This is a genomic window from Kaistia defluvii, from assembly GCF_040548815.1.
In the GTDB taxonomy this organism is placed as follows: domain Bacteria; phylum Pseudomonadota; class Alphaproteobacteria; order Rhizobiales; family Kaistiaceae; genus Kaistia; species Kaistia defluvii_A.
In genome coordinates this window covers 1,004,593-1,016,856 of record NZ_JBEPSM010000001.1, presented here as the reverse complement: position 1 = coordinate 1,016,856, position 12,264 = coordinate 1,004,593, and the positions used below count along the sequence as shown (strand labels likewise).

Annotated in this window: 12 protein-coding genes; 9 read left to right on the top strand and 3 right to left on the bottom strand. The window is 65.2% G+C overall.

The window, feature by feature from the left end:
* Entirely contained in the window at nt 1–810 is an 810-nt protein-coding gene (locus tag ABIE08_RS04795; RefSeq protein ID WP_354549125.1) for a sugar phosphate isomerase/epimerase family protein, read from the bottom strand.
* A 180-nt stretch (nt 811–990) separates the two neighbouring features.
* Here ABIE08_RS04795 and ABIE08_RS04790 point away from each other — a divergent pair, with 180 nt between their 5' ends.
* The 9 genes from ABIE08_RS04790 to ABIE08_RS04750 all read left to right on the top strand — a co-directional run bounded on the left by ABIE08_RS04790 (nt 991) and on the right by ABIE08_RS04750 (nt 10,033).
* Nucleotides 991–2,127: a Gfo/Idh/MocA family protein gene (locus ABIE08_RS04790; protein WP_354549123.1), complete on the top strand. Its 1,137-nt coding sequence runs from the start codon at nt 991–993 to the stop codon at nt 2,125–2,127.
* A gap of 118 nt (nt 2,128–2,245) precedes the next feature.
* Complete coding sequence (locus tag ABIE08_RS04785; RefSeq protein ID WP_354549122.1) at nt 2,246–2,593, top strand: hypothetical protein; 348 nt, start codon at nt 2,246–2,248, stop codon at nt 2,591–2,593.
* A gap of 117 nt (nt 2,594–2,710) precedes the next feature.
* The gene (locus tag ABIE08_RS04780; protein ID WP_354549120.1) at nt 2,711–3,733 is read left to right on the top strand and encodes an acyltransferase family protein; all 1,023 of its coding nucleotides are present in this window, start codon (nt 2,711–2,713) and stop codon (nt 3,731–3,733) included.
* 1 nt (nt 3,734) lies between these two features.
* The gene (locus ABIE08_RS04775; RefSeq protein WP_354549118.1) at nt 3,735–5,195 is read left to right on the top strand and encodes a cryptochrome/photolyase family protein; all 1,461 of its coding nucleotides are present in this window, start codon (nt 3,735–3,737) and stop codon (nt 5,193–5,195) included.
* 117 nt (nt 5,196–5,312) lie between these two features.
* Nucleotides 5,313–6,353: a cysteine synthase A gene (locus ABIE08_RS04770; protein ID WP_354549116.1), complete on the top strand. Its 1,041-nt coding sequence runs from the start codon at nt 5,313–5,315 to the stop codon at nt 6,351–6,353.
* Nucleotides 6,353–7,069: an alanyl-tRNA editing protein gene (locus ABIE08_RS04765; RefSeq protein ID WP_354549114.1), complete on the top strand. Its 717-nt coding sequence runs from the start codon at nt 6,353–6,355 to the stop codon at nt 7,067–7,069. Before ABIE08_RS04770 ends, ABIE08_RS04765 begins: the two co-directional genes overlap by 1 nt.
* 34 nt (nt 7,070–7,103) lie before the next feature.
* Nucleotides 7,104–7,964 carry a 3-mercaptopyruvate sulfurtransferase gene (gene sseA, locus ABIE08_RS04760; RefSeq protein ID WP_354549112.1) on the top strand — a complete coding sequence of 287 codons (861 nt, stop codon included), beginning with the start codon at nt 7,104–7,106 and terminating at the stop codon, nt 7,962–7,964.
* 14 nt (nt 7,965–7,978) lie between these two features.
* Complete coding sequence (locus tag ABIE08_RS04755) at nt 7,979–8,521, top strand: MOSC domain-containing protein (protein ID WP_354549111.1); 543 nt, start codon at nt 7,979–7,981, stop codon at nt 8,519–8,521.
* Nucleotides 8,522–8,755: 234 nt separating this feature from the next.
* A complete protein-coding gene (locus ABIE08_RS04750) occupies nt 8,756–10,033 on the top strand; it encodes an OmpA family protein (protein WP_354549109.1) in 1,278 nt (425 codons plus the stop codon).
* 68 nt (nt 10,034–10,101) lie between these two features.
* On the opposite strand, the gene ABIE08_RS04745 is transcribed toward ABIE08_RS04750, so the two are convergent.
* Both ABIE08_RS04745 and ABIE08_RS04740 read right to left on the bottom strand, forming a co-directional pair.
* Entirely contained in the window at nt 10,102–10,902 is an 801-nt protein-coding gene (locus ABIE08_RS04745; protein ID WP_323181628.1) for an amino acid ABC transporter ATP-binding protein, read from the bottom strand.
* 19 nt (nt 10,903–10,921) lie between these two features.
* Nucleotides 10,922–12,256: an amino acid ABC transporter permease gene (locus tag ABIE08_RS04740; protein WP_354549107.1), complete on the bottom strand. Its 1,335-nt coding sequence runs from the start codon at nt 12,254–12,256 to the stop codon at nt 10,922–10,924.
* Nucleotides 12,257–12,264: the final 8 nt, after the last annotated feature.

The window sequence follows — 12,264 nt, the reverse complement described above, 5'->3', positions numbered from 1 at the left end:
TCACGCGAGCAGCGCTCGCATCGTCTCGCGATTGGTCTGGACGGCCTTGGCCGGGCCTGCTGCGGCGACGTCCGATTCTTCTTCGAGCACGAGCCAGCCGTTGAAGTTCGGGCTCGCGGCGACGATCTCGACCACCGCCCGCGTGTCGCAGATGCCGGAACCCAGCATCCGCCAGTCGCCGGCCGCGTCGACATCCTTCAGATGCAGGTAGCGGATGCGGTCACGATAGGTGGTCAAGGTGTCGAGAATATCCATGCCGCCGCGCAGGATATGGCCGGTATCTGGCACCCAGCCGAGCCGGATCGGGTCGGTCAGGGCAAATAGCCGGTCATAGTCGGCACGGCTGAACAGCAGCGTGTTGTGATGCGAACTGGGGTGCACGGCGATCGGCACGCCCGCCTTCTCGCCCAGCTCGGCCGCCGCGTTGTAGAGCTCCGCAGCCGCCGCGAATTTTCCCTCGCGATCGCCCGGCGACATTACGGTGGCGCTCCCCAGCGACAGCACCGCGCCTGGAAACGCCGCCACGAAATCGAGCGTGCGATCGATCATGGCAAGATCACTCGCGAGCCGGTCGGGCTCGGTGTAGCCGCTGTCGCTGGCGCAGGCGAAGGCGGCCAGTTCCAGTCCCCGCGTCGAGAGCGCACGGCCGAAGGCCTCCGGCTTGCCGACATAGGAGCCGATCATGGTGTCGGTGATCTCGATGCCGGAATAGCCGGCGCTGGCGATCGCATCGAGCAGATCGTCCGGCCCGCCGCTCCAGCGGTCGCCGAGCATTTCCCAAGTATAGGTCTGGCAGCCGATCTGCAGCATGATGCACGGATTCCAGGTTGCGGACGCCGCGCCCGGCGCGCGTCGACTACGGTTCGTTGAAATCATGCTTGCTGTTTTGTGCGCGCCGGTCAAGCATGATGACGCACGAATGCGCATCGAGGCGCAGAGTGCGAGTTCGGGGGAGGACTCGCACGGGTGTGAAAGTTGGGGGAGACAGACATGAAGCGACTGGGAATTGGCGTCATCGGCTGCGGCAACATCGCCAGCACCTATCTGCGCAACGCCGCCCTGTTTCCGGGCGTGGAGCTGCGTGCCTGTGCCGACATGCAGCGGGAGGCGGCTCAAAGACGGGCGAGCGAGTACGGCCTGCGCGCGCTCACCGTGGACGCGCTGCTGGCGGCGGAGGATGTCGATCTCGTCCTGAACCTGACGGTCCCGAACGCGCATTTCGAAATCTCAATGGCAGCGCTTTCTGCCGGCAAGCATGTCTTCACGGAAAAGCCCCTCGCCGCCACGGCCGCCGAAGGCCGCACCCTGGTTGCGGAGGCCAGGCGGCGGAACCTCGCCATCGGTTCGGCGCCCGACACGTTCCTGGGCGCGGCCGGCCGGCTGGCGCGGCGGTTGATGGATGAGGGCGCCATCGGCCGGGTGGTCGCCGGAACGGCCTTCATGATGGGGCGCGGCATGGAGCACTGGCATCCGGCGCCGCAATTCTACTACCAGCCGGGCGGCGGCCCGGTCCTCGACATGGGCCCCTATTACGTCACCATGCTGGTCAACCTGCTCGGCCGGGCGAAACGGGTCATGGCGCTGAGCACGATCGGTGAGGTGGAGCGCAGGATCACGGCGCCCGGACCGAACCACGGCAGCACCTTTCCCGTCGGCACGCCGACCACCATCATGGCGCTGATCGAGTTCGTCTCCGGCGCCAGCGTCACCCTCGGCATGAGTTGGGATGTCTTCCGGCATAGCAATCATCCGATCGAACTGCACGGCACCGAGGGATCGATGCGCCTGCCGGATCCCGATACTTTTGGCGGCACGGTCGGTCTCAGCGCCCGTGGCGAGCCATGGCGGGAACTCTCCACCGCCGACACGCTGCACGGCCGCATCAACTGGCCCTATGATGCGCCCGATCGCGCCAACTACCGTATGCTCGGCGTCGCGGACCTCGCGCGGTCCCTTAGCGATGGCTCGCCGCCGCGCGCATCCGGCGAACTGGCGCTGCATGTCCTGGAGATCCTGGAGGGCATTCTCCAGGCCGGCGTTTCCGGATCCGCCGTCACCCTGCCGGAAAGCTCGGTCCGCCCTGCGAGCCTCTCCGAGGAAGAGGCCGCGCTGCTGCAGAACGATTGAGTTTCGCGCTTCCCGTGCAGGCGGCGTTAGCCATGCCAGCAAAGCGCGATGCAAAGCGGCGCCCGTCGTTCTATATTGCTCCGAACCCTATTTTAGGCTTCGGCGACAGGAGACCATGATGAGACGCTTTTCGTTGATCGCATTGGCAGCGTTGGGATTTGTTGCCGGCGCGACCGCCGCCAGCGCGCAGACCGAGGCCATCCAGCCGGTCGATCCGAGCCAGTTCCGCAATCTCTCCTGCGATGAGATCGCCAGCCGGATCCAGGCGCTGAACGTGCCGATCTCCAGCAACAACAACAGCTGGGACGAGCTTCGCCGCAATCCGACGCTGCAGTTTATCCTGCTCGGCATCCGGACGCCGAATCCGACCTATGAAGAGTTCATGGCGCATGTGCGCGGCGAGCGCATCGCCCTGATCGAAGTCGCTGTCGCCAAGAACTGCGCTGCCCAGCGCGGCATCCACTAAGCACACGCGACGATCCTGACTCCACGAGGCGGCGGATTCCCTGCCGCCTTGTCCGTTCACGGGATCAACGCTTCCGGCTCTTCGTCTTGCTCGCAGTCTAAACGGGGTTGGCAATCAATGTCGGGACGCGCCCGGATCGACTGGGTCGATTACGCCAAGGGGTTCTGCATCATCATGGTGGTGATGATGCATTCGACACTCGGCGTCGAAAAGGCCGCCGGCGCGGAGAGTTGGCTCGGCCATGTAGTGGCCTTCGCCCGCCCCTTCCGGATGCCGGACTTCTTCCTGATCTCGGGATTATTCCTGGCCAAGGTCATCGATCGCGACTGGCGCACCTATGCCGACCGCAAGATCGTACACTTCGCTTATTTCTACGTTCTGTGGCTGGTCATCCAGTTCGCCTTCAAGGCGCCCGGCATGGCGGCTGAAGACGGCGTCGCGGGGGCGCTCGGGCAGTTCCTGCTCGCCTTCATCGAGCCTTTCGGCACGCTCTGGTTCATCTATCTGCTGCCGATCTTCTTCGCCGTGACCAAGCTGCTGCGCGGCGTTCCGTCCTGGATCGTGCTGCTCGCCGCTGCCGTTCTGGAAATCGCACCGATCCATACGGGCTGGACGATTCCCGACGAGTTCGCCTCCCGCTTCGTCTATTTCTATGCCGGATACCTGTTCGCGCCGCAGGTATTCCGTCTTGCCGCGGCGGTTATCGCCCAACCGGCCCTGGCGGTGCTCGGGCTGGTCGCCTGGGGCCTCATCAACGGCTTCGCGGTGTTTGGCGGGGTCTCCGAAATGCCCTTCATCGGGCTTGGGCTTGGCATCCTTGGCGCCTGCGCCGTCGTCGCCTTCTCGGCCCTGCTCTCCAAGGCAGATCTCATGGCGCCGCTGCGCTATTGCGGCGAGCATTCGATCGTCATCTATCTCGCTTTCTTCCTGCCGATGGCGGCGACCCGCGTGCTTCTGCTGCGCACTGGAGTCATTCCCGATCTCGGCTCCGTATCGCTGATCGTGACGGCAATGGGCGTGCTCGTGCCGCTGCTGCTCTACTGGGCTGTGCGCGGCACGCGGCTGCGCTTCCTGTTTGAACGGCCCGGCTGGGCGCGCATTGACCGGGTGAAGACGCAAGAATTCGCACCGGCGGAGTGACATGGCCGATAACCTGAAGCCCACGCTGGTCTGGCTGCGCGATGATTTGCGCCTTGCCGACAACCCCGCCCTGACGGCGGGAGCGAAGATCGCAGCCCCGCTCGTCGTCCTCTACATCCTCGACGAGATGAGCGAGGGCATCCGCCCGCTCGGCGGCGCGTCCAAATGGTGGCTGCACGGATCGCTGGATGCGCTCGGTAAAGCCTTGGCCGAACAGGGGCAGACGCTCGTGCTGCGGCATGGCCCGGCGCAGGAAGTGCTGCTGGAGCTTGCGGCCGAAATCGATGCAGGCCACGTCTTCTGGAACCGCCGCTATGGCGGCGGCGAGCGCGCCGTCGATGCTGCCATCAAGACGGCATTGAAGGAAAAGGGCGCCGCGGTCGAGAGCTTCCAGGCCAACCTGCTTTTCGAGCCCTGGACCGTGCGCACCAAGGCCGACCAGCCGTTTCGCGTCTTCACGCCGTTCTGGAACGCCTGCCGGGCGCAAACGCCACGCGCGCCGCTTCCGGCCCCGAAGACCCTTCCCGCGCCGCTCGCGAACCTCCGATCCGACGACCTCGAAAGCTGGAAGCTTCTGCCGACCCGGCCGGATTGGGCTGGCGACCTGCGAGCCAATTGGACGCCCGGCGAAGCCGGCGCGCAGTCACGGTTCCAGGCCTTTCGCGCGGAGCGGCTGAAGGACTATGCAGCCCATCGAGACGAGCCGGCCGCCGACGCGTCATCGCGCCTGTCGCCGCATCTGCGCTTCGGCGAGATCAGCCCGTTCCAGCTCTGGCATGGCGTTTCGCCCGAGGCGCTCGGCGATACGGCAAAGATCAGGCAGGCCAATATAGACAAGTTCCTGTCCGAGATCGGCTGGCGCGAATTCTCCTGGCACCTGCTGTTCCACCAGCCCGATCTCGCCACGCGCAACTTCCAGCCGCGGTTCGACGCTTTTCCGTGGCCTGCCGTCAACGAGACAGCTCTGGTCGCCTGGCAGCAGGGCCGGACCGGCATTCCGATCGTCGACGCCGGCATGCGCGAGCTTTGGCAGACCGGCTTCATGCACAATCGCGTGCGCATGATCACCGCCTCGTTCCTGATCAAGAACCTAATGGTCGACTGGCGCATTGGCGAGGCGTGGTTCTGGGACACGCTGGTCGATGCCGACGCCGCGAACAACCCGGCCAGCTGGCAATGGGTCGCGGGTTCCGGCGCCGATGCGGCGCCCTATTTTCGCGTCTTCAATCCCGTCCTGCAGGGCGAAAAGTTCGACGCCAAAGGCGACTATGTGCGAACCCATGTGCACGAGCTGGCGGATGTTCCGGCCAAGCACATTCATGCCCCCTGGAAAGCGGGTGGCGTCGCCGGATACCCCGAGCCGATTGTAGATCTCGGTGCTACACGCGAGCGGGCTTTGCGTGCCTTTGCCCAGATGCGCGAAGATGATGTGGATTCGTCTTCCGGAATTGCAGAGGAATGAAGCATGATATTTCGCACGCGTCGAAGCTGCCGGGGAATGGTGCTTTGCCCGGCGGGTCCGGTTAAAGCCAGTCTGTGGGCCCGCTAGCCTCCCTGCCTCCAGTTCAAGAAAGCGATCATGGCCGTTCTCCCCTCCGTCATCGAAGCCATCGGCAACACCCCCCTGATCCGCCTGCGCCGGGCGTCCGAGGAGACGGGCTGCGAGATCCTGGGCAAGGCCGAATTCATGAACCCGGGCCAGTCCGTCAAGGACCGCGCGGCGCTGTTCATCATCCGGGATGCGATGGCTAAGGGGCAACTCCGCCCGGGCGGCACGATCGTCGAGGGAACCGCCGGCAATACGGGCATCGGCCTGGCGCTGGTGGCGAGCGCGCTGGGCTTCAAGACGGTCATCGTCATTCCCGAGACCCAGTCGCAGGAAAAGAAGGACGCGCTCCGGCTTGCCGGCGCCGAGCTTATCGAGGTGCCGGCGGTCCCCTACAAGAACCCGAACAACTACGTGAAGCTCTCCGGCCGCCTCGCCGAGCAACTGGCGAAGACGGAGCCGAATGGTGCGATCTGGGCCAACCAGTTCGACAATGTCGCCAACCGGCAGGCGCATATCGAGACGACCGGCCCTGAAATCTGGGCGCAGACGGACGGCAAGGTCGACGGCTTCGTGTCGGCAGTCGGCTCTGGCGGGACGCTCGCCGGCATCGGCATCGCGCTGAAGGAACGCAACCCCAGCATCCAGATCGCCTTGGCCGATCCGCTCGGCGCGGCGCTGTTCAGCTACTACACCACCGGCGTGCTGAAGGCCGAGGGATCGTCGATCACCGAGGGCATCGGCCAGGGCCGCATCACCGCCAACCTGGAAGGCGCCCCCGTCGATGCCGCGTACCAGATCACCGACACCGAGGCGCTGGAAGTCGTCTTCGACCTCGCCGAGCATGAGGGACTGGTTCTTGGCGGTTCGTCGGGCATCAACCTTGCCGGCGCGATCCGCCTCGCCAAGGCGCTCGGACCCGGGCACACCATCGTGACCATCCTGTGCGACTATGGCACTCGCTATCAATCGAAGCTGTTCAATCCGGCGTTCCTGCGCGAAAAAGGATTGCCGGTCCCCGCTTGGCTGGAAGGGCATGCGGACATGTCCGTCCCCTACGAAAAGGCGCTGTAATGACCGAAACGACCCTGCTCTTCCGCGACGATGCCTATCTTTCGACCGCTGAGGCCAGGGTTGTCGGCATCAACGAGCGGGGTGGCATCCTGCTGGACCGCTCGATCTTCTACGCCACCGGCGGCGGCCAGCCGGGCGATACCGGCACGCTGGAACGCGCCGACGGGTCGATGATCAAGATCGCGACGACGGTCTATGGCGACAGCAAGAGCGAGATCGTGCACGTGCCGGAGGAGGGCTCCGCCCTGCCCTCGCCCGACGAAACGGTCGTCCAGCATTTGGACTGGGCAACGCGCCATCGCCACATGCGCATCCACACCGGCCTGCATCTCCTGACGGTCGCGCTGCCCTTCCCGGTCTCGGGCGGGCGGATCGGCGCGGAGGAAGGGCATCTCGATTTCGACATCGACGGTGCGGTGCCGGCCAAGGAGGCGATCGAGGAAAAGCTCAACGCGCTCATGGCCGCGGACCACGCCGTCTCGACCGAGTGGATCACCGACGAGGAACTCCTCGCCAATCCCGGTCTGGTCAAGACGATGAGCGTGATGCCGCCCATGGGCAGCGGCCGCGTCCGTCTCGTTCGGATCGGCGATATCGATCTGCAGCCCTGTGGCGGCACGCATGTGCAGACGACGAGCGAGATCGGCGCCCTCGTCGTGGCGAAGATCGAGAACAAGGGCAAGCAGAACCGGCGCGTGCGCATCCGCTTCGCCTGACGCCGCTAACGCATTCCGATTCCGGGAGACGGACATGATCGACCGCGCCACCACCTTCGTTTCGACCGAATGGCTTGCCGACCGCCTGGGCGACCCGTCGATCTCCGTCGTCGATGCCTCCTGGTACCTGCCGAACGCCAACCGGGACGCGGCCGGCGAATTCCTGACGTCGCATATTCCAGGCGCCGTCTATTTCGATCTCGACAAGGTAGCGGACACCGACTCCGGCCTGCCCCACATGCTGCCTTCGGCCGAGCAATTCGCGGCGACGGTCGGTAAGCTCGGCATTTCCGATACGCAGACGATCGTCGTCTATGACGGTGCCGGCCTGTTCTCCGCGCCGCGCGTCTGGTGGACGTTTCGCGTGATGGGCGCGAAGGATGTGCGGATCCTTGAGGGCGGCTTCCCGAAATGGGTCGCCGAAGGCCGACCGGTCGAGACCGGAGAAGCCAAACCGGCCGCCAAGACCTTCCATGCCGAGCTTGACGCGGCGCAGGTGCGTTCGATCGCCGACATGCGGGACCTGGTGGCGGACCGCAGCGCGACGATCGTCGATGCCCGGCCGGGCGAACGCTTTCGCGCCGAGCAGCCAGAGCCCCGCGCCGGCCTGCGTTCCGGGCACATGCCCGGCAGCCGCAATGTACCGGCCGGGTCTCTCATTGCCGACGGCAAGCTGAAGAGCGCAGCCGAGATCGAGGCGGCGTTTGCAGCCGCCGGCGTGGATGTTTCGAAGCCGATCGTCACGAGTTGCGGATCGGGCGTCACCGCCGCGATCCTCACCCTCGCGCTCGGCACGATCGGGGCCAAGGATGTCGCGCTCTATGACGGCTCCTGGGCCGAATGGGGTTCGGCCTCCGATACTCCGGTCGTCACCGGACCGGCCGACGCGACATAAATCGGGCCGCTTCCATGAACGCCGGCGTCGTTGCCGTTTCCAAAAGCGCGGTGCATGGCTTCAGCAAGGAGCCGCAGCCGAGCATTCGGCTCATCGCGGGGCTGGGCGTCGAGGGAGACGCCCATCTTGGCGAGACGGTCAAGCATCGCTCGCGCGTGGCCCAGGATCCGACGCAGCCCAATCTGCGCCAGGTTCATCTCGTCCATCAGGAACTTCTCGACGAACTGCAGGCGCAAGGCTTTGCCGTCTCGGCCGGCACGATCGGCGAGAACATCACGACCCGGGGTATCGACCTGCTCGGCCTTCCAACCGGCGCGCGGTTGCGGATCGGGCCCGAAGCGGTCGTTGAGGTTACGGGCCTGCGCAATCCCTGCGTTCAGCTCGAACGCTACCAGAAGGGTCTCATGGCCGCCACGCTGGACCGTGACAACGAGGGCAATCTGGTGCGCAAGGCCGGCATCATGAGCATCGTGCTTACCGGTGGCGTGATCGCCCCGGGCGACCCCATCCGGATCGAACTGCCCCCGCCGCCGCATGTCCGGCTGGTGCGCGTCTAGGTACCTGCGGGTTCGCTGAACAGCCCATTCAGCCGCCGTTCAGGGGCCTTCCGGCTATATCCCTCTCATGGTCGCCGCATTTTGGCGGCAAGCAGACGCGAGATTGGAACGCAATTCCGTTCCGCGTGTTGCGTGATCGGCCGGCTGAGGCCTAGCTGTAGGAAGCCCATGAAACCCTCTCATTTTCTTCTGCTTTCATCGGTAGCGATCCCGGTTCTGCTGGCGGGTCCATCGATGGCATTCGCCGAGCAGGTTCGCTCCATCAACGCACCGATCGTCGTCGCGCAGGCGGAGGACCGGGTATCCCGGGCCCGCGAACTGCTCGAGCAGGCCCAGAACTCGCTGAAGCAGGCCGAAGAGACGGGCGGCGATGTCCGCGCCGCGCGTCGAGGTGTCTCCGAAGCCATGAAGGACCTTCGTTCGGCGGAAACGGCGGGTGGCGGCGGCGCGCCTGCGCCGGATGCCCGTGCCCCTGCGGAGACCGAGCCTTCCCGTCCCGCCCCCCGGCAGGCGCAGCCCAATCCGCCCGCCGACAAGGGCGCGCAGCCCAAGCCCTACCAGCCGCCGGCGCCTCCCGCCGATACCAAGAAGCCGGATGCCCCCGCGCCGAAGCCGGCACCGCCGGCCAAGTCCGACGCCAAGCCTGCGCCGGATAGCCGCCCGGCTCCCGACCGCAGGCCGACGCCTCCAGCTTCGGGTGCTGAAACGCGGCCCAGGCCCCAGCCCGAGCCTGATTCCGCTCGCCCTGGGCCCGGCCGCCGTCCTGACGATGCGACGACTCGGCCGCCGCGCGGCGAACAGGCGCGTCCCGATGCAACGCGCCCCGGCAATGACCGCCCTCGCCCCGATGCTCGTCCGCCGCGCCCCGGTGATGACGGACCGTATCGCGACGACTACCGCGATGGCCCGCCGCCCCGCGATATCTTCATCGAGGGACGCCGCCCCGGCGATCGCGAAGTGCCCCCGCCTCCGGGCGCCTATCGCGACGATCCGCGTCCGTACCGTCCCAATGGCCGGTTCATCGATGGCGGGCGCGCCACCGAACGGCAGATCGAGGATACGTTCCGCTCGGCCCCGGTGCAGCGGATCGACCGTGGCTATTCGATCAATGAAATCCGTAGGGACCCCAGGGTTCGCGACATGGTGCGGCGTGTCGATCTCGACTCGATCACCTTCGAGTTCGGTTCGGCGCGGGTTCCGGATGATCAGGTGCGAAAGCTGCGGTCCATCGGTCGCGCCATCAGTCGCGTCGTCGATCGCAATCCGAATGCCGTGTTCCTGATCGAAGGGCACACCGATGCCGTGGGCACCGACCTCGCCAATCTCGAACTTTCGGATCGGCGTGCGGCGTCGGTGGCGGGTATCCTGGCCGAGTATTTCGACATTCCCCGCGATGCTCTCATCAGCCAGGGCTATGGCGAGCGCTATCTGAAGATCCCGACGGACGGGCCGGAGCGCCAGAACCGCCGCGTGACCATCCGCAACATCACGCCCCTGCTGCAGGGCCGGTAGTCACCCTCAATAACAAGAAAGCCCGGCAGTTCCGCTGCCGGGCTTTTTCGCGTCTGGACGCCAGACGGTCAGTGCAGGATCTGGCTCAGGAACAGCTTGGTCCGCTCGTGCTGCGGATTGGTGAAGAAGCTGACCGGATCGTTCTGCTCGATGATCTGGCCGCCATCCATGAAGATGACGCGGTTGGCCACCTGGCGGGCAAAGCCCATCTCGTGCGTGACGCAAATCATCGTCATGCCTTCGAGCGCCAGACCGACCATCACGTCGAGCACCTCCTTGATCATTTCCGGATCGAGCGCCGAGGTGGGCTCGTCGAACAGCATTACGCGCGGGTTCATGCAGAGCGAGCGCGCGATCGCGACGCGCTGCTGCTGGCCGCCAGAAAGCTGGCCCGGATATTTGTTGGCCTGTTCCGGGATCTTGACCCGGTTCAGATAGTGCATCGCGATGTCCTCGGCCTCGCGCTTCGGCATCTTGCGCACGTTGATCGGCGCCAGCGTGCAATTCTCGAGGATCGTCAGATGCGGGAACAGGTTGAAGTGCTGGAACACCATGCCGACCTCGCGGCGCACCTCGTCGATCTTCCGGAGATCGTTGGTGAGTTCCTTGCCGTCGACGACGATCTTGCCCTTCTGGTGTTCTTCCAGCCGGTTGATGCAGCGGATCAGCGTGGACTTGCCGGATCCCGAGGGTCCGCAGATCACGATACGTTCGCCGCGCATGACCTTGAGGTTGATGTCGCGCAGGACGTGGAACTCGCCATACCACTTGTTGACGTCGACCATCTCGACCGCGACGTCGGTGGAGGAGACCTTCAGGGCGGGCGCAACCGGCGGAAGTTCCTCGGTGGCGACGGAAAGATCCGACATCTTCAGTTCCCCTTGCAATTCATCTGCGGCCCCTGTCGAGCCGTCTTTCTGTAAAGGCAGCATAGCGCGACATCGAGAAACAGAATGCCCAAAACACCATGGCCGCGAAAATATAGCCCGTCAGTCCAGTCACCGGAGAGGCCCATTTGGCGTCGTTCGCCGAGGCCTGGATCTGGCCCAGGAAGTCGTACAGCCCGATGATGATGACCAGCGTCGTATCCTTGAACAGGGAGATGAACGAGCCGACGATGCCAGGAATGACGATCTTGAGCGATTGCGGCAGGATGATCATCCGCATCATCTGCCAATAGCCGAGGCCCAGCGCCTTGGCGCCTTCATACTGGCCGCGCGGAATCGCCTGCAAGCCGCCGCGAATGGTCTCGGCCATGTAGGCGGCGTTGAACAGCGCTACGCCGATCAGGGCGCGCAGCAGCTTGTCGAACGTCACGCCGTCGGGAAGGAACAGCGGCAGCATCACCGAGGCCATGAACAGCACGGTGATGAGCGGCACGCCGCGCCAGACCTCGATGAAGATGGTCGAGGCGAGCTTGACCACGGGCATCTCCGAACGCCTGCCGAGCGCCAGCAGAATGCCGAGCGGCAAGGACGCGATCATGCCGGTGATGGCGACGACCAGCGTCACCAGGAGACCACCCCAATTGGCGGTCTCCACGGGGACCAGACCGAAATCGATGCCGCAGAGCGCGAGCACCGCGGCGACGCAGCCCAGGATGATCCCAACGACATTGCCGGAACCGGCGACAGGCTTGCCGGACAGCCAGGCGAACAGTCCGACGAAGAACAGGATCACCGCCGAAAGGATGCCGAATTCGATGGCGAACCGCAGCGGCGATGGCGGCATCACGCTGTTGGGGATCAGCCGGCCGGCGAACTGATAGTGGCCGCCCGTCAGCAGGATGAAGGCTGCGACCGGAAAGATGCCGAGCAGGAAGATGGCGTTGAGCCGCTTGAAGGGCGCGCGCGGGATCAGCATGGGGATCATGCCGATCACAAGCATCCAGAAGACGAGATCGACGCGCCAGCGCTCGCCGATCGGATAGCGGCCATAGATGAACTGCGGAAGATAGGCTTTCACATAAGCCCAGCAGGCGCCGGTCGATCGCAGGCAGGCCTGCCGGTCGGTTCCCGTCCAGGTCGCGTCGATCAGCGTGAAGCGGATGAACGGCGTCACGGCCCAGACGATGAAGACCAGCAGAACGACCGTCATGACGCTGTTCAGCGGCGTCGAGAACAGGTTCTTCCGCATCCAGCCATTGATGCCGACGGAATTGGCCGGCGGCGCCTGGGCCGGGATGAGGGCGTTGCTGACGAAGGTTTGGCTTGGAGCATTCATGGCGCGGT

Bases quoted from the DNA above. Each gene is read 5' to 3' on its own strand.
- ABIE08_RS04790 (WP_354549123.1), top strand. From the start codon at position 991: ATGAAGCGACTGGGAATTGGCGTCATCGGCTGCGGCAACATCGCCAGC.
- ABIE08_RS04775 (WP_354549118.1), top strand. From the start codon at position 3,735: ATGGCCGATAACCTGAAGCCCACGCTGGTCTGGCTGCGCGATGATTTG.
- ABIE08_RS04755 (WP_354549111.1), top strand. From the start codon at position 7,979: ATGAACGCCGGCGTCGTTGCCGTTTCCAAAAGCGCGGTGCATGGCTTC.
- sseA (WP_354549112.1), top strand. From the start codon at position 7,104: ATGATCGACCGCGCCACCACCTTCGTTTCGACCGAATGGCTTGCCGAC.
- ABIE08_RS04785 (WP_354549122.1), top strand. From the start codon at position 2,246: ATGAGACGCTTTTCGTTGATCGCATTGGCAGCGTTGGGATTTGTTGCC.
- ABIE08_RS04795 (WP_354549125.1), bottom strand. From the start codon at position 810: ATGCTGCAGATCGGCTGCCAGACCTATACTTGGGAAATGCTCGGCGAC.
- ABIE08_RS04740 (WP_354549107.1), bottom strand. From the start codon at position 12,256: ATGAATGCTCCAAGCCAAACCTTCGTCAGCAACGCCCTCATCCCGGCC.
- ABIE08_RS04745 (WP_323181628.1), bottom strand. From the start codon at position 10,902: ATGTCGGATCTTTCCGTCGCCACCGAGGAACTTCCGCCGGTTGCGCCC.
- ABIE08_RS04765 (WP_354549114.1), top strand. From the start codon at position 6,353: ATGACCGAAACGACCCTGCTCTTCCGCGACGATGCCTATCTTTCGACC.
- ABIE08_RS04750 (WP_354549109.1), top strand. From the start codon at position 8,756: ATGGCATTCGCCGAGCAGGTTCGCTCCATCAACGCACCGATCGTCGTC.
- ABIE08_RS04780 (WP_354549120.1), top strand. From the start codon at position 2,711: ATGTCGGGACGCGCCCGGATCGACTGGGTCGATTACGCCAAGGGGTTC.
- ABIE08_RS04770 (WP_354549116.1), top strand. From the start codon at position 5,313: ATGGCCGTTCTCCCCTCCGTCATCGAAGCCATCGGCAACACCCCCCTG.